21 protein-coding genes and 1 tRNA gene are annotated in these 21,725 nt (G+C 73.6%); 7 read left to right on the forward strand and 15 right to left on the reverse strand.

The annotated features are described in order from the left end of the window. Window positions 1-8: 8 nt before the first annotated feature. The 6 genes from AFM16_RS14185 to AFM16_RS14210 form a co-directional block, all read right to left on the reverse strand. Window positions 9-491, reverse strand: coding sequence for a hypothetical protein (locus tag AFM16_RS14185; protein WP_078633526.1), 483 nt, complete (start codon window positions 489-491; stop codon window positions 9-11). A gap of 106 nt (window positions 492-597) precedes the next feature. Continuing rightward, on the reverse strand, window positions 598-2,334 hold the full coding sequence (locus AFM16_RS14190; RefSeq protein WP_078633527.1) for a multicopper oxidase family protein: 1,737 nt from the start codon (window positions 2,332-2,334) through the stop codon (window positions 598-600). Between the two features lie 121 nt (window positions 2,335-2,455). Then, on the reverse strand, window positions 2,456-3,820 hold the full coding sequence (locus tag AFM16_RS14195) for a Cys-Gln thioester bond-forming surface protein (protein WP_107419277.1): 1,365 nt from the start codon (window positions 3,818-3,820) through the stop codon (window positions 2,456-2,458). Window positions 3,821-4,222: 402 nt separating this feature from the next. Next, entirely contained in the window at window positions 4,223-4,666 is a 444-nt protein-coding gene (locus AFM16_RS14200; protein WP_078633529.1) for a single-stranded DNA-binding protein, read from the reverse strand. 293 nt (window positions 4,667-4,959) lie between these two features. Then, window positions 4,960-7,041, reverse strand: coding sequence for a YfjP family GTPase (locus AFM16_RS14205; protein ID WP_078633530.1), 2,082 nt, complete (start codon window positions 7,039-7,041; stop codon window positions 4,960-4,962). 3 nt (window positions 7,042-7,044) lie between these two features. Next, on the reverse strand, window positions 7,045-8,649 hold the full coding sequence (locus tag AFM16_RS14210) for a dynamin family protein (protein WP_030779698.1): 1,605 nt from the start codon (window positions 8,647-8,649) through the stop codon (window positions 7,045-7,047). 320 nt (window positions 8,650-8,969) lie between these two features. Here AFM16_RS14210 and AFM16_RS14215 point away from each other — a divergent pair. Further along, window positions 8,970-9,042 (forward strand) — tRNA-Arg (locus AFM16_RS14215). A 40-nt stretch (window positions 9,043-9,082) separates the two neighbouring features. Here AFM16_RS14215 and AFM16_RS14220 read toward each other — a convergent pair. Together AFM16_RS14220 and speD are read right to left on the reverse strand one after the other, a co-directional pair. Next, complete coding sequence (locus AFM16_RS14220) at window positions 9,083-9,835, reverse strand: 4'-phosphopantetheinyl transferase family protein (RefSeq protein ID WP_078633531.1); 753 nt, start codon at window positions 9,833-9,835, stop codon at window positions 9,083-9,085. A gap of 35 nt (window positions 9,836-9,870) precedes the next feature. Further along, the gene (gene speD, locus AFM16_RS14225; RefSeq protein WP_030779703.1) at window positions 9,871-10,251 is read right to left on the reverse strand and encodes an adenosylmethionine decarboxylase; all 381 of its coding nucleotides are present in this window, start codon (window positions 10,249-10,251) and stop codon (window positions 9,871-9,873) included. A gap of 412 nt (window positions 10,252-10,663) precedes the next feature. On the opposite strand from speD, the gene AFM16_RS14230 reads away from it, so the two are divergent. The 4 genes from AFM16_RS14230 to AFM16_RS14245 all read left to right on the forward strand — a co-directional run bounded on the left by AFM16_RS14230 (window position 10,664) and on the right by AFM16_RS14245 (window position 14,390). Then, window positions 10,664-12,526 carry a GNAT family N-acetyltransferase gene (locus AFM16_RS14230; protein WP_245177693.1) on the forward strand — a complete coding sequence of 621 codons (1,863 nt, stop codon included), beginning with the start codon at window positions 10,664-10,666 and terminating at the stop codon, window positions 12,524-12,526. Next, entirely contained in the window at window positions 12,523-13,650 is a 1,128-nt protein-coding gene (locus tag AFM16_RS14235) for an HAD-IIIC family phosphatase (RefSeq protein ID WP_078633533.1), read from the forward strand. Before AFM16_RS14230 ends, AFM16_RS14235 begins: the two co-directional genes overlap by 4 nt. Beyond that, window positions 13,647-13,925: a phosphopantetheine-binding protein gene (locus AFM16_RS14240; RefSeq protein ID WP_078633534.1), complete on the forward strand. Its 279-nt coding sequence runs from the start codon at window positions 13,647-13,649 to the stop codon at window positions 13,923-13,925. The genes AFM16_RS14235 and AFM16_RS14240 overlap by 4 nt, the downstream gene beginning before the upstream one ends. A 159-nt stretch (window positions 13,926-14,084) precedes the next feature. Continuing rightward, a complete protein-coding gene (locus AFM16_RS14245; RefSeq protein ID WP_030779711.1) occupies window positions 14,085-14,390 on the forward strand; it encodes a chaplin in 306 nt (101 codons plus the stop codon). A gap of 83 nt (window positions 14,391-14,473) precedes the next feature. On the opposite strand, the gene AFM16_RS14250 is transcribed toward AFM16_RS14245, so the two are convergent. The 7 genes from AFM16_RS14250 to AFM16_RS14280 all read right to left on the reverse strand — a co-directional run bounded on the left by AFM16_RS14250 (window position 14,474) and on the right by AFM16_RS14280 (window position 18,614). Beyond that, entirely contained in the window at window positions 14,474-15,340 is an 867-nt protein-coding gene (locus tag AFM16_RS14250) for a tyrosinase family protein (RefSeq protein WP_030779712.1), read from the reverse strand. Beyond that, the gene (locus tag AFM16_RS14255) at window positions 15,324-15,836 is read right to left on the reverse strand and encodes a tyrosinase family oxidase copper chaperone (RefSeq protein ID WP_030779715.1); all 513 of its coding nucleotides are present in this window, start codon (window positions 15,834-15,836) and stop codon (window positions 15,324-15,326) included. The genes AFM16_RS14250 and AFM16_RS14255 overlap by 17 nt, the downstream gene beginning before the upstream one ends. A 111-nt stretch (window positions 15,837-15,947) precedes the next feature. Next, window positions 15,948-16,466: a hypothetical protein gene (locus AFM16_RS14260; RefSeq protein ID WP_030779718.1), complete on the reverse strand. Its 519-nt coding sequence runs from the start codon at window positions 16,464-16,466 to the stop codon at window positions 15,948-15,950. Window positions 16,467-16,606: 140 nt separating this feature from the next. Next, a complete protein-coding gene (locus AFM16_RS14265) occupies window positions 16,607-17,194 on the reverse strand; it encodes a vitamin K epoxide reductase family protein (RefSeq protein WP_078633535.1) in 588 nt (195 codons plus the stop codon). A 2-nt stretch (window positions 17,195-17,196) separates the two neighbouring features. Next, window positions 17,197-17,700, reverse strand: a complete 504-nt coding sequence (locus AFM16_RS14270) for a DUF5949 family protein (protein ID WP_030779724.1) — start codon at window positions 17,698-17,700, stop codon at window positions 17,197-17,199. Window positions 17,701-17,904: 204 nt separating this feature from the next. Continuing rightward, on the reverse strand, window positions 17,905-18,201 hold the full coding sequence (locus tag AFM16_RS14275; protein ID WP_030779737.1) for a hypothetical protein: 297 nt from the start codon (window positions 18,199-18,201) through the stop codon (window positions 17,905-17,907). A gap of 173 nt (window positions 18,202-18,374) precedes the next feature. After that, the gene (locus AFM16_RS14280) at window positions 18,375-18,614 is read right to left on the reverse strand and encodes a chaplin (RefSeq protein ID WP_030779740.1); all 240 of its coding nucleotides are present in this window, start codon (window positions 18,612-18,614) and stop codon (window positions 18,375-18,377) included. Window positions 18,615-19,136: 522 nt separating this feature from the next. Here AFM16_RS14280 and AFM16_RS14285 point away from each other — a divergent pair. Both AFM16_RS14285 and AFM16_RS14290 read left to right on the forward strand, forming a co-directional pair. Then, window positions 19,137-20,309, forward strand: coding sequence for a glycosyltransferase (locus AFM16_RS14285; RefSeq protein WP_030779744.1), 1,173 nt, complete (start codon window positions 19,137-19,139; stop codon window positions 20,307-20,309). Continuing rightward, window positions 20,306-21,721 carry an exopolysaccharide biosynthesis polyprenyl glycosylphosphotransferase gene (locus AFM16_RS14290; RefSeq protein WP_030779746.1) on the forward strand — a complete coding sequence of 472 codons (1,416 nt, stop codon included), beginning with the start codon at window positions 20,306-20,308 and terminating at the stop codon, window positions 21,719-21,721. Before AFM16_RS14285 ends, AFM16_RS14290 begins: the two co-directional genes overlap by 4 nt. The last annotated feature ends 4 nt before the right edge of the window (window positions 21,722-21,725 follow it).

Raw genomic sequence — 21,725 nt, forward strand, 5'->3', positions numbered from 1 at the left:
CCTGGGTGTTAACCCGTTTGACCGGACCTCTGTGAGCTGGGGCTTTGGGCGGGACGGCTGGTGTCGGGGTGGCGTTGGAACAGGTACATGCCGAGGATGTCGCCTCTGGCTCTGACCTGCTGTCCTGAGGAGAAGACCTTGTCGCGGGATTCCTCGCCGGTCGGGACGTAGAGGTACTGGGCGGTGTGCAGGGTCCAGCCCTCGTCCTCGATCCGGGAGAGGAGGTCGCCCCGGGCGGGGCGCGGTACGTCGGGGTGGTCGTGCTTGGTCCGGAGTACGGCGTGGACGTCGAGACGGCCCACCGCGTGCTGCGGGATCTCCGCCTCGAACCAGCCGTCGCCGCGTTCGAAGGCATGGCGGGCCGCCTGAACGTGCTGCTGGTGGATCTTCTCGACCTGGTCGTTGTGGCGGCGGACCCGGTCCGCCTCGCGGGTGTCGGTGTCCGCCGCGATCTCCTGCTGTCTGCGCTGCCAGCGCTCCTCGAAGCCCATGTGCCCCTCCCCCGCGTTCCTGGCCGACCGGCGCCACTTTCTCATGGACCCCGCGGGGCGGGTGAGGCCGGCGGTCGCCGCCTCACCCGTGGTGCGGTCGCCGCTCTCAGGCGCGGTAGCCCAGGAGCGTCATCATCCCGGACTCGGAGTGGTACTGGTTGTGGCAGTGCAGCATCCACAGCCCGGGGTTGTCGGCGTTGAAGTCGATGACGAGTTTGCGGTGCGGAAGGACCACCGCGGTGTCCTTGCGGGCCCCGGCCGAACCGATCCCGGCGAGGGCGAAGGTGTGGCCGTGCAGATGCATGGGGTGCCACATGTCGGTGCCGTTGACGAGGGTGACGCGGACCCGTTCGCCCTGCCGGACCGGATGGCAGCGCTCCAGGGAGTACGGCTGACGGTCGAAGCTCCAGTTGAACCGCTTCATGTCGCCGGTCAGCCGGAAGCGCAGCTCACGGTCCGGGGCGCGGTCGCAGAGCGCGACGGAGTCGTGCGGCACGAGCCGGGACGCCGGGACGATCCGGCCGTCCAGCTCCGAGGGGTGCGCACCGGGTCCGGGCCGCCGTCCGCCGCCGGTGCGCAGGACCGCCAGCGCCTTGGCGTTCTTGCCCTCGGCGAGCGCGACCAGCGGGAACACGCCGTCCTTGGCGGTGACCAGCACGTCGTAGCGCTCGGCCATGCCCAGCAGCAGGGCGTCCGTACGGGTGTGGCGCACGGGGTAGCCGTCGGTGTGGGTCACCGTCATCTCGTGGCCGCCGAGCGCCACCCGGAACGCGGTCTCGGCGGCGGCGTTGATGATCCGCAGCCGGATCCGGTCCCCGGGGCGGGCCCGCAGGACCGAGGGGGCCTCCGGGACCCGGCCGTTGACGAGGTAGTACGGGTAGGCGACATGGCCGCCGGGGCTGCGGAGGAGACGGCTGCGCGCCCCGTGCAGGATCCGCGAGGGGCCCGTTGCCCCGCCCGCAGCCCCGCCGGAAGCGCCGTGTCCCGAGCCGTGCGTCCCCTCCCCCATGTCCGCCATGCCGCGGCCGTGGCTCAGCTCCGCGAACACGGCGTCGGGGGTGGAGCCGTCCACGCCGTCGACCCAGTCGTCCAGGACGACGACCCACTCCTTGTCGTAGGAGAGCGGCTCCCTGGGGTCCTCGACGATCAGCGGGGCGTACAGGCCGCGGTCGAGCTGCATGCCGGAGTGGGAGTGCACCCAGTAGGTGCCCGGGTGCGAGACCGCGAAGCGGTAGGTGAAGTCCGCACCGGGCCGGATGGAGGACTGGGTCAGGCCGGGCACGCCGTCCATGTCGCAGCGCAGCCGGATGCCGTGCGAGTGCAGGGTCGTCGCCTGCGGCAGATGGTTGGCGAACGTGAGCTGGAAGGTGTCCCCCTTCGTGATGCGCATCTCGTGCCCCGGCAGCATGCCGTCGTACGCCCAGGTCCTGACCGTCGGCCCGCCCAGGTCGAGCAGGGCCTCGGTGGCGGTCAGGCTGAACTTGCGCACCGGGCCGTAGCCGCGTTCCCGCTCGGCGGCCTCGACCTCGGGCCCGGACGGGGTCACGTACCCGGCGAGCCCCTTGGCCGCGCGTCCCCCGGCGAATCCGTCACCGGAACCGGTGCCACGTCCGGCGTCATGGCCGGTTCCGTGGCCGCTGCCGCGGTCGGCCGGACCGGCCGCGGCCGGGGGGCCGGGCCGGGGCTGCGAGCCGGAGACCGTCCGCGTGGCGGTCCCGGCGGGCGAACCCGACGCCGAGGGGGCGCCGGACCCTGAGGGCGAGCCGGTGCAGGCGCCCAGGGCTCCCGCGCCGACGGCCGCGATCGAGGCACCGAGCACGGTGCGCCGCGTATGTGTGTGCATGCCTTAAATAAGACATGTCACATCGTCACATTCTGGGCATCCAGGGCGGCGCGTCACACAATCGCCCGCGCTGGAGCGGGAAGCACCGGCAGGGAACTCCGGCGGGGAGCACCGAGCGGGCTCAGTCCCGGCCGGCCCGGCCCGCCTGCTCCTTGCGGCCCACCAGCAGCAGCGTCGCCCCGCCGATCGTCACCAGGCCGATGGCCGTGCCCGCGATGATCGGGGTCACGCTGGAACCACCCGTCTCCGCGAGGTTGGTGTCGCTGGACGAGGTCCCGCCCACGGTGGCCGGGCTCGGCTCGCTGAGGGTCTGGGTCGTCAGGTCCCGAGCCTCGGCGGCCTGGGTACGGCAGTCCAGCACGCCGGTGAAGCGGTACGCGGCACCCTGCGGCCCGGTGATCGTGAAGTCGTAGGCCTGGTCCTCCTGGAGCGGGATCGTCACCGTCCGCGAGGCGCCCGCCGGGATCGTGTACTCGGTGCCCATCAGCTCGAAGACGAAGTCCTCGTCGCCCGGGTTGGACGCGCTGATGTCGAGGCCGTTCGCGGCGCAGTTCTTCTCCGCCGACAGGGCCGGTACAGCGCCCTGGGGCGCCCAGGTGACGCCCGCCGTCGCCGACACCGTCGACTCGCTGGAGCCGGCCAGGATCTGCGTCTGGCTGCGGCTGTCCGCGGTGAACGCCCGCCCGACGGGCACGGTGGTCGAACCCCGCACGGTCAGCTCGGCGGTCCCCGCCTCGGCGTCCTCGGGCACGTCGAAGTAGAGCCGGCTGCCGTTCTTCGCGGTGGTGACCGGTGTGCCGTTCTCGTCGACGATCCGCACCCCGCTGGTGGCGGCGTCCATCGGCGGGGTGACCGTCACGGCGCTCGCACCGGTGCGCACGGTCACGGGGCCGAGCGGCTCACCGGGCCGCCCGGAGACCGCGGCCGGGTCGAGGGACAGGGACGCGGCGGGCTCCGACGTGCTCTTCGCGGCCTTCTGAAGGTAGTCCGCGAGCTGCTCGGCCTGCGGGTCAACGGCGTTGACGTCCGCGTCGTCCGAGTAGCGCCAGATGGCCACCTGGGTGCCGGCCGCCGCGTCCTGCTCGGTGAACAGGCCGGTGATGCCGGCCTTCCGCGCGAGCGAGGCGAGGTCGTTGACCTGCGGATAGGAGTTCTGGAGGATCCAACCGACGCGGCCCGCGTCCTTGTTGGCGCCCAGCGAGGTGCCGCTCCAGGGCGTCTCCTCGTACCGGGCGTCCTTCTGCGTGGGGTTGTAGAGGTCGACGCAGTACGTCTGGAGAGTGCCGCCGCCCTCGACGGACATCTCGAACAGGCCCGCCGAGATCTCCTGGTCGCCCTCGCCCTCCGTGTGGACCACGGCGGCGCCGTACGTCTTGAGGCCGCCTATCGTCGCGATGGCTCCGCCCTGGCCCCGTGCCCCGCCGTCGGCGGCGACGGCCGTGCCCGCGCCGGCCACCACGCCGACGGCGGCCAGGCCGGACACCAGCGCCGCCGCGGCGACCCGGGCCGCGAGACGAACCCCGAGCCGACCCGTACCCCTACGACCTGCACCCCTGCGTCCCGCGTCCCGTCGGCGCGCGAACGGCGCGGAGAACGAAGAAATCAACGCAATTCCCCTTCGAGCAGGAGCCGTTGACGTGGGTGGCACGTTCCACCAGCAGAATCGGAAGCCCCATGAGCTATGTCCGGCATCCTAGAGACGCGGGCGCACCACCCTTCTCGGTGATCTCATGTGAAGGACGATCCGACTCGGAATCGTTATCCCCAAGATCGTCCACGGACAGGGCTCATCGACAGATCCACCAGGTCATCCGGGGTGAACTCGGCGACGGCACCCACAGATCGGTCGATAAGCCGCAGTCGTCTCATAGACGAGCACATCCTGACATCACGTCACCGCGACCGGTTCACGGGGCGCTGTCTCCCAGTTGGGCTCCGGCTGCGCGGGCGTGCTCGCGGGCACTTCGGGCCTGGGCGCCCGCCGGAAGGCGGAGGTGCCGCGCGCCAGGTCGTGGCCGAGGGCGACGGCGTCGATGTCCGCCGACGTCCAGCTCTGCTGCTGCCCCTCGCGCACCTCGGTGCGCACCTTCAGCCGGCCCTGCACGATCACCGGGTCGCCGACGTTCAGCGAGGCCTGGGCGTGCGTCGCGAGCTGGCGATTGGCCCAGACCGTGAAGAAGTTGGTGTGCCCGTCGGTCCACTCGCTCTTCTCGCGGTCCCAGTAGCGCGAGGTCACCGCCAGCCGGAACCGCGCCGACGGACCAGCCGCCGTCTCGCGGTAGACCGGCTGGGTGGCCACGTTGCCCACGGCACAGATCGTCGTCTCGTTCATAGCGAACCCCTCCCGTCGCCCGGACGCTCCCCCGGGCGGATGGCGCGCACGGGCCTCTCCCGTACGGCTGCGTCCGGCAGGCGGCCGCGACGGCATCCGCCATCACGCACCGCCCCCGCACCGGCGACCTCGTCCGTCGCGATCGCCGTACGGCCAGACTGCCTCCGCCGGGCCGAACCCGCCGAGCCCTGTGGACCACCGCGCGCCTGTGGACAACCCCGCCACCCGCACGAGTGACACCGCACCCCCTCCCCCCACCCACCGGCACCCGTACTGCGGCGCCGCTCCCCGCCTCACCGCATCCCGGCCCCCACCCCCGTAACCCTCCCGTACTGCTCCCGGACCTCCCGGTACCGCAGCAGCTCCGCCGCCACCGGGTCCAGCACCCGGGCCCGGCCGCACCCGGCGGCGGCCTCCCGCAGGCGTCTCTCCGCGTCCTGCCCGTAGCGCCGCGCCGGTCCGCGGGCCGCCATCCGGCAGCTCCACTCCACCACCGGCCCCCCGAGGATGCCCGCCACCATCAGCAGCACCGGAACCCCCAGGTTCGGCTCCATCCAGTGGGCGATCTGCCCGACCAGCCACAGCCCGCCGACGATCTGAAGCAGCGTCATCGCGGCCTGCGCCAGCACGGCCACCGGCCACCACCCGGGGCGCGGCGGCCGCCCCGGCGGCAGCCCGGCCCGTCCGGCCAGCTCGTCCAGCGCCTCGGGCAGCCCCTGCGAGCCCCGTACGGCCGCCTCCCGCACCGCCATCGCCCAGGCCGCCGGGAGCCCCGCGGAGGCCCGGTCGGAGACCGTGCGCACCGCCTGCTCCACGCGCTGGCGGGCCGTGGCCTCCTCGTCGGCCGGGGTACGGACCTGGATCCGCCCGGTGGCCTGTTCGTGCCGGTCCTGGCACCACCGCCACAACCGCAGCCAGGGTGTGCCGCACGCCCGGTTGGCGTTGCGCAGCCAGGCGCGTTCGGCGGCGTCGCCCGCCGCGGTCGCGCCCACCGCGTCCGCGAGCCGCGCCGCGAACTCGTCGCGGGCGTCCTCGCTGAGCCCGGTGCGCTGTCCGGTGACGTAGACGGGCCGCAGCCGGGCCGCGGCGGCGTCCACGTCGGCCGACACCCGGCGCCCGGCGGCGCCCCGCTCGCCGACGAACTGGCCGAGCAGCTCCCGCAGTTCGGGCACCCCGTCGCCGGTGAGCCCGGACAGGGCGAGCACGGTGGCGCCGGGTTCGCCGTACTCGCCGAGCGCGATGCCGTCCTCGTCGAGGAGCCGGCGCAGATCGTCGAGGACCAGGTCGGCGGCCTCGCCGGGCAGCCGGTCGACCTGGTTGAGGACGACGAACATGACCTCGGCGTGGCCCGCCATGGGCCGCAGATAGCGCTCGTGGAGGACGGCGTCGGCGTACTTCTCGGGGTCGACGACCCAGATGACGGCGTCGACCAGGGCCAGGATGCGGTCGACCTGCTCGCGGTGCTGCACGGCCGCCGAGTCGTGGTCGGGCAGGTCGATCAGGACCAGCCCGCGAAGCTGTGCCTCCGCCTCGGCGCTCTGCACGGGGCGCCGCCGCAGCCGGCCCGGGATGCCCAGCCGGTCGATGAGGGGGGCGGCGCCGTCGCTCCAACTGCACGCGATGGGCGCGGCGGTGGTGGGGCGCCGTACGCCGGTCTCCGAGATGGTGACCCCGGCGAGGGTGTTGAAGAGCTGGGACTTGCCGCTGCCGGTCGCGCCCGCGATGGCGACGACGGTGTGCTGCCCGGAAAGCTTGCGCCGGGCCGCCGCCTCGTCCAGCACCCGGCCGGCCTCGGCGAGCGTCCTGTTGTCGAGCCGCGCGCGGGACAGGCCGACGAGTTCGCGCAGCGCGTCCAGCCGGGAGCGGAGGGGGCCGTCGTAGGCGAGCGGGGCGGCGGCGGGGGCCGCGGCGGTGCTGGCGCGGGTCTCGGCCACGACGGCGGCGGCCTGCTCGCCCACTGTGCCTTCGTTGACACGGCGCGCGATGAGGCCGTCGTCCCAGGCGCCGACGCCGTCCTCGGGGTCGGCGGAGGGGGCTGCCCCGCGCGCGGGGGCGGGGGCCGGGGACGGGTCCTTGGCGGGCTCCTTGCGCGCTCCCGTCTCCGCGTCCCGCCCGGGGCCCCGGCCCTGTGCCGAGGCGCCCGTCGCGTCCGTCGAGTCCATCGCGTCCGCCGCGTCCGTCGTGTCCGTCATGGAGCGATCGCCCTCCTCGGGCCGCTGGCCGTCCGCCGAGCCGACACCGTCCTCGTCACCGCCGTCCGCGTGCGCGTGCGCGGAGTGCTCAAGAGGGTCGGATCCTTCAGCACGGTCGGTGCGATCGGTGCGATCGGTGCGATCGGTGTGATCCGTGTGGTCCTGGTCAGTGACGGCGGTCACCGGTCACCTCTCCTTCTGCAGTACGGACAGCGCGGCAATCAACTCCGCCTGGGGCTCGGGATGGACGTCGAGCGCTTCGAGCGGGGCGAGCCGGCGCTCGCGTTCGTTGTGCATCACGCGGTCCAGGTGCTCGGCGAGCAGCCGTCCGCCCCGGTCGCGCAGCCGCAGCGCGCCGTGCGCCCCGATCCGCTCGGCGAGCCCCTCACCCGCGGAGCGCGCCCGGCGGCCGCCCAGCAGGACCGTGGCGACGAGCGCGGCCACCGCCTCGGGATCGGCGGCACCGCGCTCCAGGGAGCGCACCTCCTCCTCGGCGAACTCCTCCAGCTCGCGCCGCCACCGCCGTACGGCAAGGCCGATGCGGTGTTCGGCGCTGTCGGGCGTGGAGTCCTGGTCCGTCAGGGCGGGTGTGGCGGAGGCCGGTTCGCGGCGCCAGGAGTCGTCGACGCGTTCGTCGGCGGCGGTGACGGCACACAGCAGGAGCGCGGCCAGGCTCTCCACCAGGGCGTCCAGGAGTTCACCGGCGGTGCAGTCCAGCGGGAAGGCCCGCCAGCGTTTGAGGGCGTCCCCGGCGAGCACGGCGCCGCTCTGCAACCGGCCCCGCACACGCGTGTACTCGCTGTCGTACGCCCCGTCGACGGCCGAGGTGAGCCGGAGTGCCGCCGCGTACTGGGCGGCGGTGGCGCTGGCCAGTTCGGGCATCCGGGACTTGAGGGAGTCGAGGACGCCGTGGGCGGTGCGGGCGAGCACCTGGCGGCGGGCGGCGGCGTCCTGGGCCTGCTGGTCGAGCCAGGTCCGCAGGGCGGCGACGGCGGTGGCGGGCAGCAGCCCTCCGCCCCAGGCGGACTCGGGCAGTTCGGGCACCGTGAAGCGCGGTACGTCGCCGAGGCCGGCCTTGGTGAGGAGTGCGCCGTACTGCCGGGACACCTCGCCGACGACCTGGTGGGGCACCCGGTCGAGGACGGTCACGAGGGTGGCGTCGTACTCCTTGGCGGTGCGCAGGAGATGCCACGGGACGGCGTCGGCGTAGCGGGCGGCCGTGGTGACCATCACCCAGATGTCGGCGGCGCAGAGCAGTTCGGCGGCGAGGTTGCGGTTGTCGGCGAGGAGGGAGTCGATGTCGGGTGCGTCGAGGAGGGCGAGGCCGGGCGGGAGCGACTCGGCGGTCTCGATGCGCAGCACGCGCCGGCCGTCCGCCGCGGGCAGCAACAGGTCGTCGGACGGCTCCTGATGGGGCATCCACACGCGGGTGAGGTCGGGCAGCACGCGCATGCCGCTGAACCAGTGATGGTCCTCCGGATGGCAGACCAGCACCGGCGTCCGCGTCGTCGGCCGCAGCACGCCCGCCTCGCTGACGCGCCGCCCCACGAGGGAGTTGACGAGCGTCGACTTGCCGGCGCCGGTGGAACCGCCGACGACGGCCAGCAGGGGCGCTTCGGGCTGTCTGAGACGGGGCACCAGATAGTCGTCTAGCTGGGCGAGCAGTTCGTCGCGGTTGGCACGCGCGCGTGGCGCCCCCGCCAGGGGCAGCGGGAAGCGTGCGGCGGCGACACGGTCGCGCAGGGCGGAGAGTGCGTCGAGCAGTTGAGGCCGTACGTCCAAGGTCACCACATGCGAAGAATGCCCAATTTTAGGGGATTTATGAAGCATATAGGCATGTCTGCGCGCCGATAGGACACAAGGGACGGAAGGTGCGACCGGGACACAGGCACAGCCCAGGCATAACGAGTGCACAACACCCGGGGTTCGAGGCGTCAAAAGCGATGCACGATTCGCACCTGCCTGCGATTATCAGGACCGCTTCACTGAACCTCCACATTGAGCCACGGAGGCGAAGCAACCGGGACAAGGAACCGGGAGCCCTATCCTTGTCCCCGGCAGCGTCACGGACCGGCCCACACCCGGGCAGCACGTACGAGGCCACCACACCGGCCCCCGTAGCTCAGTGGATAGAGCAGGCGCCTTCTAAGCGCTTGGCCGCAGGTTCGAGTCCTGCCGGGGGCGCAAACACCCTCTGACCAGCGAGAACAGGTCGGGGGCTTTTTTATGCCCGGTGAGCGCGGGGCGCCGAGAGCAAGCGCCTTTCCTCGATGTGCCGTGTCCGTACGGCGAGACGTGTGCCGGGGCGGCCGATCACCGCCACCGCCGCCGGGTGCGGGCCCGTCGCAGGGGTTTCCGCCACCAGGTCCGTGATCGTCGTCGCCGGGGGCGGGGACGGGACGCCGTCGGGCCAGGACAGGACCGTCGGCCGGGTGTCGGGGGGCGACAGGCGCAGGTCGCGGAGGGGGAGGGCCAGGCCCACGCCCAGGGCCTTCAGGACCGCTTCCTTGCGGGTCCAGGTCCGCAGGAACGCCGCCTTGCGGTCGGAGGGCGGGAGGGTGTTCAGGGCGGCCAGTTCGGGGGCGGCGAGGGCCGTGCGGGCGGCCAGGGCGACGTCCACGGGGCCGTCGGCCTCCTCGACGTCCAGGCCCACCTCCGCGCCCCGGCACACTGCGACGCCGATGATGTCGCCGCTGTGCGTGACCGAGAAGTCGTACGGCCCGGCCGAATCCGACGCGTCCAGGCGGGGCTTGCCGTGCGGGCCGCCGCAGCGGGGGCACACGCGACGCAGGGGGACCCGCGCGGGCGGGAGTCCGAGGAGTTCGCCCAGGACCAGGCGGCTGAGGGCGCAGCCGACGAGGAAGCGGGCCCGGTCGGCGGGCCGGACGGTCGCCTCGTGGCGGCCGCGCTCGACGGGGTCCAGGAGGGGCAGCAGGCCCTCGTGGGCGGCATTCGAGCCGGCCCACCACACGTCCACCGGAATGGGGTCGCCGGCCGGAGCGGTCGAAATGGTCAGTGCACCGCGCGCAGCATGCGCGTCACATTGATCTTCGTCGGGGAAAGGCCCAGCTCCACGCTCTGCATCATCCGCTCGCCGTTCAGCCGGCCGTAGGCGAGCAGGTCGACGTTGGCGAGGCTGTATTCCGGCCAGGTGTGAATGCTGAGATGCGACGCGGAAAGCAGAAGGATCGCCGTGACCGCACCATTCGGGAAAACGTGCGACGACTCACCGAGCACCGTGGCGTTTCCCTTTTCGGCGGCCGTGCGCAGCACCTGGAGGAGACGCTCCTCGTCCGTGAGGATGCTGTGGTCGCTCACCCATACGTCGACGGCATAGGAGCACAGATCGTCGACGTTTATACCCTCGGTGGCGAGGTTGGCAGAATCGGTCATGGGGAACCGGAGGTGACGAACCGTCGCCCCCGTCTCCTTTCGCGTAGAACCGCGTGGATCCGCACTGGTCCGCGCGGCCGAAGGGGAAGGGTCACGAGGCCGACGAGCGGCGCCCGGTGGAGCCCAGCGTAGCATCCGGAGCGCTCTCGGGCTCGCGCGCCCGTGTTGTCAAGGGGGGAGGGAGGGGGCTGGCGGATTCGCCCCTGAATAACCTCCCGGGGATTCCGGGAAAGCGTCCGCGGAAATGCCGTTGACGCCTCCGGAGAAATGCGCGTCGCACATTTCTCGACGCCTTCCCGTTCCGCCCCTTCACCCCCTCCCGTTCTTCGGGATATCGGCGAGTTCGATCACCCTCTCACCAGCCCGTATACTCGATACTCCCTAATCCCATCGGCTGGCCTGGAGCAGCATTGTGACCAACGCGCGTCGGCACCCTCGGAGCAGCATCGCCGATCAAGTGCTCACGGAAGTCGCGGACGCCGTCAGGCTGCAGGAGGGTCCGCCCGGGGTGCGGTCGGTCCTGCGTGCCCTGCGCCGGCTCGCGCCCGCCTCCACGAAGGACCTCAGCCGCGCCACCGGCCTGCCCGTCCCGATCGTGGCCGCCCTGGGCAACGAGCTGCGCCGCCGCGGCCTCGTCACCAAGGAGCGCCCGTCCCGGCTGACCGAGGCCGGACAGGACGTCGTCGCCCAGCTCGGCATGGACCTCTCCCTCGACGCCACCTGCCGCACCTGCGACGGCCGCGAGCTGGTGATCCCGGAGGTACTGGACGAGGCGGTACGGCGGCTGCGCGCCCTGATGGAGTCGGGTCCCGCCGCCGACATGGCGATCGACCAGTCGCACTGCACAGCCGAGACCAAGGTCCGCCGGGTGCTCGCGCTGCTGACGGCGGGCGCGCTGCCGGGCGGCTCGCTGCTGCTGATCGGCGACGACGACCTCGTGTCGCTGGCCGTCGCCGTCGTGGGTGACGTGCTCGGCGGGCCGATCGTCGACAAGGTCACCGTCGTGGACATCTCCCCCGAGATCCTCGACTACATCCAGAAGGTATCGGCGGGACTCGGCACCCGCGTCGAGACGGTTCGGCACGATCTGCGGCAGCCGCTGCCCGCCGCACTCCACGACCAGTACGACGTGGCCATGACCGACCCGCCGTACACCCCCGAGGGCGCCCGGCTCTTCCTGTCCCGTGCGGTGGAGGGGCTGCGGCCTGGCCCGGCGCACAGCGTCTTCTTCTCCTTCGGCGGCAAGAGCCCGGACGAGATGCTGGAGGTCCAGCGGGAGATCATGGCCCTCGGTCTGGTCACCAACGGCTACATCCGCAACTTCAACGAGTACGAGGGCAGCGGCATCCTCGGCGGTGTCGGCTTCTTCCAGCACCTCCTCACCACCAGCTCCACCGCCTCCGCGCCCGCGCAGGGCGAGTACGGCGGTCCCCTCTACACCGGCGACAAGCGGACCCGGCAGCGCGCGTACGCGTGCGTGGCCTGCGGCGAGATCGTGCCGGTCGGGACCGGCGCCCGCTGGACGTCGGTCGCCGCCCTGCGCGAGGACGGCTGCCCCCGGTGCGGCAAGGGTCCCTTCCGGCCCGGCCGCCTGCTCCCCGCGGAACAGCCCGCAGAACAGCGACCCGCAGAACAGCAGCCCACGACGGCCGCACAGACACCGACAGCAGCACCGGCGCCAACGCCCGCAAAGGCACCGGCATCTGCATCTGCACCTGCCGCACCGGCCACCCGCACCATCGGCTGGCACCCCCCGACCCCCGAGGCCCGCGCCGCGCTCACCCTGCGCGCGTACCCCTACGTCACCCGGCAGGCCGACGAGCGCGACCTTCCGGCGATCGGGGCGTTCGAGGCGGAGATCGCCCGGGTGTCCTTCGGCGAGGACGCCATCGACGACCCCGCGCGCTGGTCCGCACGGCTCGGGCGGGCGATGGAGAAGTCGAAGGAGGGCATGATCGTCGCCCACGCTCCGGACGGCGGCGAACCCGTCGGCTGGTGCTGGGTGTCCGTCAACCAGAACGCGATGACCGGCGACCGGTACGCCAACTTCCGCTCCCTCGCGGTCTCCCCGCTGGACAACCGCGGTGACGTCGCCGAACTCCTGCTCACCGCGGGCCTGGAGTTCTGTCTGACCAAGGGCATCACGGAGGTCGTCGGCCGGGTGCACGTCGGCAACGTCCCGATGCGCACCGTCTACCGCAAGTTCGGCTTCGACCCGACCAGCCTGTCGATGAAGCTGTTCCTGCCGGGGACGGAGAGCGAGGGCACCCGGTGACCGGCTACGACCCCGACAGCGTCAAGTGCGTCGTATGGGACCTCGACGGCACCCTCTGGGACGACATCGCCGTGGAGACCCCCACCGACGAACTCCCCACCCCCCGGCCCGAGATGCTCGCCGCGATCGACGCGCTGGCGGCACGCGGCGTGCTGAGCAGCATCGCGAGCCGCAGCGCGCCGACGGTCCTCGACCGGCTCGCGGGGCGCCCGGAGGTGCGGGAGCGTTTCCTGGCCCCGCAGGTGTCCTGGCAGGACAAGAGCGAGTCGCTGCGCCGGATCGCCAAGGACCTCGGGATCGCCGTGGAAGCCCTGGTGCTCGTGGACGACTCCCCCTACGAGCGTGCGGAGGTCGAGGCCCTGCTGCCCGGTGTCCGCACCCTCGCGCCCGAGGACGTGCCCGCGCTGCTCGCCGCCTTCGAGGGCCGGGAGGTCACCCCCGAGTCGCGCGAACGGGTGCGCCGCTACCGCACCGAGGAGACCCGCCGGGCCGAGGGCGAACGCTTCTCGGGCAGCCGGGAGGAGTTCCTGCGCTGGTGCGACATGCGGCTCACGATCGGCGCGGCCGCGCCCGACGAGATCCCGCGCGCGCTGGAGCTGGCCGCCCGCACCCACCGTCTCAACTCCTCCGGTCTCACCCCGGACCGGCTGCGCGAGCTGGCCGCCTCCGAGGGTCACGCGCTGTACACGGCCCGGATGGCGGACCGTTTCGGCTCCTACGGCGTCATCGGCGCCGCCCTCGTCGACCGCACCGACCCGGCGGCCTGGTCGGTGCCGCTGCTGGCGCTGTCCTGCCGGGTGGCCGGACGGGGCGCGGCGGCGGCCTTCCTGTTCCGGCTGATGCGGCGGGCCCGGGAGGCCGGGGCCGACACCTTCCAGGTCACCCTGCGCCCCACGGACGCCAACCTGGAGATGCGGATCCTGCTCCGCCAGGCGGGCCTGCGCCGCGCGGACGACACCCCCGGCACGACTCCCGACACGGCTCCCGGCACCGCCCCGGGCACCGCTCCCGCCACCGCCCCGGACGCGGCCGTGCTCGTACGGTCCCTGCACGGCGACCTGCCCGAGCCACCCCCCTACCTGCACGTGACCGAACAGGACCACCGAGAGGACGCCGAGGCGTGACCGACACCCTGGACCGCGCCGCCGTGGAGCGCGAGCTGCGCGCGATGATCGCCGAGGCGGCCCGGCTGGACGCCGCCGCGGTGGCCGCGCTGCCCGCCGACACCGACCTCTTCGGCCCGGAGATCGCCCTCACCTCACTCGCCGGGGTGACCCTGCTCGGCGCGGTGGACGCCCGGTTCGGGGTGGACGTCGCGACCCTGGACCTCAGCCTGGACAGCCTCCAGTCCATCGCCACCCTGACCGACTTCGTCACCGCGCACCTCCCCGCGTACTAGCCGCCCTGGCCGGACCGGGCCACCCGTCTGTACGTCACGCCTGTTCAAAAAGGGTGATCCGTACGGACGTGCCGTGACCCGCTCCGGGCGGGGGCGTTGAACGGGGAGTGCGGCGGCACCCCTTGCCGCCGCGCGAACCGAGTCACTAAGGAGAACGTGATGTCTCGCATCGCGAAGGTGGCCGCTGTCGCCCTCGGCACCGGCGCCGTGGTGGTCAGTGGTGCCGGCCTGGCCATGGCGGACGCGGGTGCGCAGGGCGCGGCCGTGGGCTCGCCGGGTGTGCTGTCGGGCAACGTCGTCCAGGTTCCGGTCCACGTGCCGGTCAACATCTGCGGCAACACCGTCAACGTGGTCGGTCTGCTGAACCCGGCGTTCGGCAACACCTGCGCCAACGTCAGCGACCACGGCCACAAGAGCCACGACAAGGGCGACAAGCACAACGGCGGCTACGGCTACGGCGGCTGACGCACCGTCCGTCCGTACGCGGCACCCCCAGGAGAGCCCCGGCACCTCGAGCGCCGGGGCTCTCCCGCGTCCACGGGTCCGTCTCACGCGTACCGGTAGACGCCGCTCATGTCCTCCAACTGGTCCGGGGTGAGGTTCCACGGCGGCAGCTTCTCCTTACGGGCCACCACCCGGCGGTGCTGCCTGCTGCCCGGCCCCGGCGGTTCGGCGGGCAGGTAGCGGTGTTCGCGGTGGCGCTGCTGCCAGCGGGTCCACACCAGGTCGATGTACGCGTGGTGCAGCCAGAACACGGGGTCGTTGACGGAGGCGCCGCCGAGCATCTCGCCGCCGACCCACCGGTGCACCCGGTTGTGGGTGCGCCAGGCGGTGCTGCCCCGCCCGGTCCCCCAGCCCTCCAGCTTGTTGCGGAAGCCCTTGGTGGACGTCGAGTCCCAGGGCGAGACGTCGTAGACCGGGTCGCTGAGCGCCCATTCCACGTCGCTCTTGAGCGGCAGCTCGATCGGGGCGGCGGCGCGGCCGAGGTCCCGGGTGAGGAAGCGGCCGTCGGTGATGTTCTCCTTCAGGGTCCAGTTGCCGGTGGAGTAGGCGAAGGGGCCGGTCGTCACCTGGCGGTCGGAGGCGCGTCCGTTGCCGCCGAGGAGGTCCTTCGTCCAAGGCGCGGCGGTCTTCGAGCGGGCGCGGGTCCAGTCCCAGTACGGCACGGTCACCGAGGAGTCGACGCGGCGCAGCGCGTTCTCCAGGTCCAGCAGGAACCGGCGGTGCCAGGGCAGGAAGGAGGGCGCCATGTGGGCCGTCCGCAGGCCGCCCTCGCCGTCGGACACGTAGTAGTTGATGTGCATGCGCACGAACTCGTCGTAGACGCCCCGGCGTTTGATCTCCAGGAGCGCGTTGACGAAGCGGCGCCGCTCGGTGGCGGTGAGGGTGGTGACGTCCTTACGCGTGTAGACCACGGTGTCCTCCCTGGTGCGTGCCGCCGTGGCCGTGCGCGGTGTCGCGCAGTTGCTCGCCGGGGCCCAGCTCGTCGACGGCGGCGCGGGCCGCCTCCAGGGGGGTGGGGTACGAGCGGTAGTGGTCGACCATGCTCAGCCAGGTGCCGTCGGCGCGGCGCATCAGGTGCAGCGGGCGGCCGTCGACCGTGACCTGCCAGCGGGGGTCGGCGGCGACCGCGCGGTCGCCGGGGGCGGGGCCGGCGAGGACGCCCTGGATGCGGCGGCCGCGGTACATCTCGTCGAACCGGGTGCCGGGGCCGCCGGGTGCGCCGCCCGCGCCCTCCGGACCGTCCTGGCCGTTCCCGGGGTCGGTGGGCCAGGCGGCGGCGACCACCGGGGTGAGTGCGAGGGCGGCGGCGGGGGCGAGCATCCCGCGCAGCAGGTCCCGCCTGCTCCTGGGTCTCGACGGTCCCGCCGTCACCGCGGGTGCGGGTACGCCGTCGGCGCTTGCGGCCATGGGTGTGCTCCTCTTCCGGTGCGGATGTCCGTACCGGTAACCGCCGAGCACCCCGCCGGGTCACCACGAGGCCCCCGAACGGCCCGCCGGGCCCTCCCGCGCGGCGCGGTGCTACCGCCCCTGTCCGGTGCCGAGGTTCGCGCCGGGGACCGCCTGGAGGACCGGGGTGATCACACCGGCCTGGGGGAGCTTCGGGGCCGGGAGGCCGAAGTTGCCGGGGTCGGGGGCGGTGAGCGGGGCGTCCAGGGCCAGGCCGGGGCCGAGGGTGCGCAGGTCCGAGGCGGGTGCGGACAGGTCGACGTGGTCGGCGTCGCCGCCGAGGATCTCGGGCAGGGGCGCGCGCAGACCGAGGCCGGGCAGTCCGGCGCCGAGAGGGAGCTGCGGGACGGTCTGGTCCGGGAGCAGCCGGCCCTCGACGTACCGGGGGCCCGCGGGGGCGCCGGGGGTCGGCAGCGGGATCTCGCCGCCGACCCGGGGCAGTTCCACGTCGAGGGAGTTCTCGACGCCGTCCAGCGGGAGGGGGACGGGGACCGTGCCGACCGCGGCGGCGGGGGTCGCGGCGGCGGCACCGGCGGCGGTCGCCAGGCAGGTCAGCACGGCGGCGAGGGTTCCTCGGGTGGTCGGCTTCATCTGGGGTACGGGCCCTTTCGGCAGGGTTCCTCCGGCGCAGTTCCGGAGGGGAGGGCGGTGTGTCGTACCGGGTAACGAGCCGGAAAACGGCTTCAGTTCAAGAATCCCCCGAACGCGGCAATCGTCGGACAAGGGGATGGTCAGCTCGTCCAGAAATCCCACCAGCGCGTCAGGATCAGCATCCCGACGACCCCGATGTGCAGCACCGGCGGCACCCAGGCGAACTCGGCGAGGAACGTCCTGACGGGGGCCGGTGCCGGGAGGAAGCCGTGCCCCACGTCGAAGGCGAGCGTGTACCAGAACAGCAGGATCGTGGCGACCCAGGCCAGACAGCACCACAGACAGAGCGCGTTGATCCGGTACAGCGACTCGAACTGGAGCCAGGAGACGAAGCCGACGCCGAAGAGACAGCCCGCGGTGAAGGTCAGCCAGTACCAGCGCGGGAAGGCGGCACCGGCCAGCAGACCGACGCCGACGCAGACGACGATGCCGTAGGCCACCAGGCCCAGCATCGGGTTGGGGAACCCGAACGCCGAGGCCTGGTCGCTCGTCATGACGCTGCCGCAGGAGACGACGGGGTTCAGGCTGCATCCGGGGGTGAAGCCGGGGTCCTCCAGCAGCTTGAACTTGTCGAGGGTGATGACCCAGGAGGCCAGCAGCCCGGCCGCGCCGGTGAGGACGAGCAGCAGGGCGTAGCCGCGGCCGGCCCCCGCCGTCCTCGTCGTCATGGTCAGCCGCGCAGGCTGCGGGCGGGCAGCACGACGTGGGCCGCCGCGGTGAGGGTCTCCTCGGCGCCCGCGAACGCGGCCAGCGCCTCGGCCTCGACGGGCCGTCCGGGGACGGCCTCGGGCCACGCGCGCGTGGTGAAGACGAGGTAGGCGTAGCCGCGTTCGGCGACGGCGTCGAGCCACTCGGGCGGCGGCACGCACTGGGCGTTCAGGTTCGGCATGTTCAGGACGGCCTGGCCGCCCTGGACGAGCAGGGTCACCGGCAGGCTCGGCCGCTCGGTGCCGTCCACGAGGTCGCCGCCGACGGGCAGGCCGTTGTCGGTGAGGAGGCGCTCGACGGCCGCGGCCGTCGTCTCCGCGCCGCCGTCGGCCGCGTCGCCGAGGGAGTAGGCGAGGAGGTAGGGCATGTCGGCGCCGTCGGGAGTCTCGCCGCTCCACGGCATCACGACGAGGGTGCCCAGGTCGGTCACGCGGAAGGGGCGGGTTGCGCTGGGGGTTGAGGTCACCGCGCGACCCTATCGGCGCCCCGGCGGCCCGATCCGCGCCTTCTCACCCGTGCGGAGGACGGCGCGCGGGTGCTCCACACGAACGAGGGACGGGCGTCGAACAGGCCCCGGGGGACGCCGAAGGGCCGGTTCCGTACGGTGCGGAACCGGCCCTTCGGTACGGCGGCGGGCCGCTCGGCCTTCAGCCGCTCCCGCTTCGGCCGCTCAGCCCTGGAGGGGCAGCCCGCCGAGGAGCTGGGGGGCGCTCTGGTTGAGCGCCTTGGTCGCGCCGTTGACGGTGTTGAGCGCGGAACCCTTGCTCTCGGTGTCGAGCGCGTTGGACTGCTGCTGGAGCGGCATCACGTCGGCGGGCTGGAGCTGGGCCGAGGTGAGCGTGTTCACGGCGCCGTTGAGGCTGGTGGGCGTCAGCGCGGCGGTGTCGTGGGCGGCGAACGCGGGCGCGGCGGTGCCGGCGAGGACGACGGAACCGGCAACGGCAGCGGCGGCCTTCAGGGACTTCATCGGGTTCCTTTCTTCGGCGACTCGGCAACTCAAGTCACCACGGGGGCGTCTGACGCCGTGCCTAACGATCCCCGCCGCCCGCGGAAACCCCCGTTCGGCTCCCCGATGCGGGCACAGCGAAACGGCCGCCCCCGGGTCGGGGAGCGGCCGTCGCACCGGAAGGCGTCGTGACGTCAGTCGTTGACGCAGGTGTTGCCGAAGGCGGGGTTCAGCAGGGCGATCACGTTGACCGTGTTGCCGCAGAGGTTGACCGGGACGTGGACCGGGACCTGGATGGCGTTGCCCGACAGCACGCCCGGGGAGTGCTCGGCGACGCCGTTCGCGCCACTGTCGGCGGCGGCGATGCCGGAGGCGCCGGCTACGGCCGCGGCGGCAACGGAGGTCAGGACCAGGCCCTTCGCGATACGGGACATGGAGAGGTGCTCCTTGGGGGGTGTGGCGGGGAGGTGACACGAACATCCGGGCGGTGAAGCCCGGCGCTGTGTCAACGCGTGGCGCCGCCGGGGGTTGTGCCGCCATTTGAGTGATGCGCGGCCGGGCGGGACGTGCCGCCGCGGTGCCGGGCGAAAGGTTCCGCCGCCGGGTCGGCCCCGGGCCGTTCGGGTGGTTCGCGCACCCGCTCGACCGGCCACGGGCGCGGCACGGGCGCCCCGGGCCGGTCCATCCATCTGACGATCCGCTGAACCCACCGGTCAACGGGCCGGGGGCGGGCGGGCGGCGCGTGAACCGGCGTACGCCGACACCCCCGGCCGGCACCGCCGCGTGTTCGATCACGGAGCGGGTTTGCGGCACGGCGGTGACCAGCGGGCCTTTTGGCTCGTTCGCACCGGGACGCGTGGGCCGGGCGCTCTTCGTCGCCGTCGACACACGGACGAAGGAGGCGGAGGCGCACACCCGTCCGCGCCGAGCGTCACCGTGAGCGAGGGAACCGCGCCATGCACCAGCCAGAGCCCTTCGTACCGAGAGTCCTGCACCTCACCCAGCCCGTGGACGGCGGGGTCGCCCGTGTCGTGACGGACCTGGCGCGGGCCCAGCTCGCCGCCGGACTGCGCGTCACCGTGGCCTGCCCCGACAGCGCCCTCACCGGCACGCTGCGCGCCCTGGGCGCGGACGTACGGCGCTGGGAGGCGACCCGGTCCCCCGGTCCCGCCCTGCCCGGCGAGGTGCGGCGGCTCGCCCGGCTGGTCCGCGAGGTCCGGCCGGCGCTGGTGCACGCGCACAGCGCGAAGGCCGGGCTGGCCGGGCGGCTCGCGGTGCGCGGGCGGATCCCGACGGTGTTCCAGCCGCACGCCTGGTCCTTCGAGGCGGTCGGCGGGACCATGGCCGCCCTCGCCCGGAACTGGGAGCGGTTCGGGGCGCGCTGGGCCGACCGGGTGGTCTGCGTGAGCGAGGCGGAGCGGGCCACCGGGGAGCGTGCCGGGATCGGCGGCCGGTGGAGCGTCGTCCCCAACGGCGTCGACACCGAGCGGTTCCGTCCGGGCCCCGCCGGGCCCGAGCGGGCCGCGCTGCTGCCCGGCCTCGACCCGGCCGCGCCGCTGGTGGTGTGCGTGGGGCGGCTGTGCCGGCAGAAGGGGCAGGACGTCCTGCTGCGGGCCTGGCCGGACGTCGTACGGCGGGTGCCCGGGGCTCGTCTGGTGCTGGTGGGCGACGGTCCCGACGGGGCCGCGCTGCGCGCCCAGTCGCCGGAGTCGGTGGTGTTCGCCGGCGGGGTCGAGGACGCGGCGCCCTGGTACCGGGCCGCCGATCTGGTGGTGCTGCCCTCGCGCTGGGAGGGCATGGCGCTGGCCCCGCTGGAGGCGCTGGCCTGCGGACGGGCCGTGGTGATGAGCGAGGTGGACGGCGCCCGGGAGAGCCTGCCCGCGGATCTCGCGCCGCACTGCCTGGTGCCCGCGGACGATCCTGCGGCGCTGGCCGGGGCGGTCGGCGCGCTGCTGGCGGACCCGGCGCTGCGGGCCTCGCTCGGCGGCCGGGGGCGCCGTCACCTCCTGTCCGCGCACGACGTGCGGCGCACGGCCGAGGCGGTCCTGGACCTCTACCGCGACCTGCTCGGCCGGGTACCGGCCGCGCGGGTCGTGCCCTCCGAGCGCAGGGAGTCCCTCCACCCGTGACTGCGGAAAGCATGGTGCCCTCCCCCGGCACGCAGGCCGGTCACTCGCCCGTCTCCGTCATCCCGCGGCGCGCGACGGGCGCCGGGTTCCGGTATCCCGCCCGGCGTCCCCCGGCGCGCACCGTCTCGCCCGTGCCGCTGCTGCTCGCCGACGGCGCGGCGGGGCTCGCGGGCGCGGCCGCGCTGCTCTCGGCCGGCCAGCACCCGCCGCTGGTGGTGCCGCTCATGGCGATGTCGTTACTGCTGCGCCCGGGCCGTCCGGGCGCGGTGACCGGTGTCCTGGACGAACTGCCCGCCCTGTGCGCCCGGATCGCCGTGGTCTGGCTGGCGCTCGGCGCGCTCGCCGCCGCCTGGCAGCCGGCGCACGCGCTCGCCGCCCGCACCCTGCTGTTCGGCTTCGCGGCGCAGACGGCGGCCGCCTGTACCGGGCGGGCGCTGGTCCATCTGCGCCGACGGCGGGCGCTGCTGCGGCATCCGCGCGCCGCGCTCGTCATCGGTCCGGCGGCGACCGCGCAGCGGGTGGCGGCGGCGGTGCTGCGCCATCCGCGGTGCGGGGTGATGCCGGTGGGCGTGGTGGCCGAGCGGCCGGACGGTCCCGGCGGGCTGCCGGTGCTGACCAGCGGCCAGGAGGTGCAGCGGGCCCTGATCCAGAACGGCGTCCTGGACGTGCTGTGCGTCCACCCGGCCGTCCGTACCGTGCAGGGGCCGCTGCTGCGGGCGCTGGCCGCGTCGGGCTGCACGGTGTGGGAGGTCGACGCGGACAGTCCGTCGTACGCGAGCCGGGAGCAGCTCGCCGGGTTCGCCTGCCGTCGGCTCGACCCGGTGCCCGGGCGGCGCGGCAGCTTCGGCAAACGGCTGCTGGACGTCACGGTCGCGGGGGCGCTGCTGCTGCTGACCGGGCCGCTCCTCGCGGTGTGCGCGGCGGTGCTGCGGCTGACCGAGGGTCCCGGGGTGGTCTTCCGGCAGGAGCGGATCGGCAAGGACGGGCGGCCCTTCACGCTGCTGAAGTTCCGCACCCACCGTCCGGCCGACGAGCACGAGTCGGCGACCCGCTGGAGCGTGGCGGGCGAGGTGCGGATGAGCCCCTTCTGCCGTTTCCTGCGGACCACCTCGCTGGACGAGCTGCTCCAGCTCTGGAACGTGCTGCGGGGCGACATGAGCCTGGTCGGGCCGCGTCCCGAACGTTCGTTCTTCGTCGGCCAGTTCAGCCAGACGTATCCCGGATACGCAGCCCGGCACCGGATGCGGACCGGGATCACCGGCCTCGCCCAGGTGCAGGGGCTGCGCGGTGACACCTCCATCGAGGACCGGGCCCGCTTCGACAACGCGTACATCGACAACTGGTCGCTGTGGCAGGACGTCTGCATCCTGCTGCGGACCGCGGCCTCCCTCGTACGGCCGACCGGGAGCTGATCCG

This window comes from Streptomyces antibioticus (genome assembly GCF_002019855.1).
Classification (GTDB): domain Bacteria; phylum Actinomycetota; class Actinomycetes; order Streptomycetales; family Streptomycetaceae; genus Streptomyces; species Streptomyces antibioticus_B.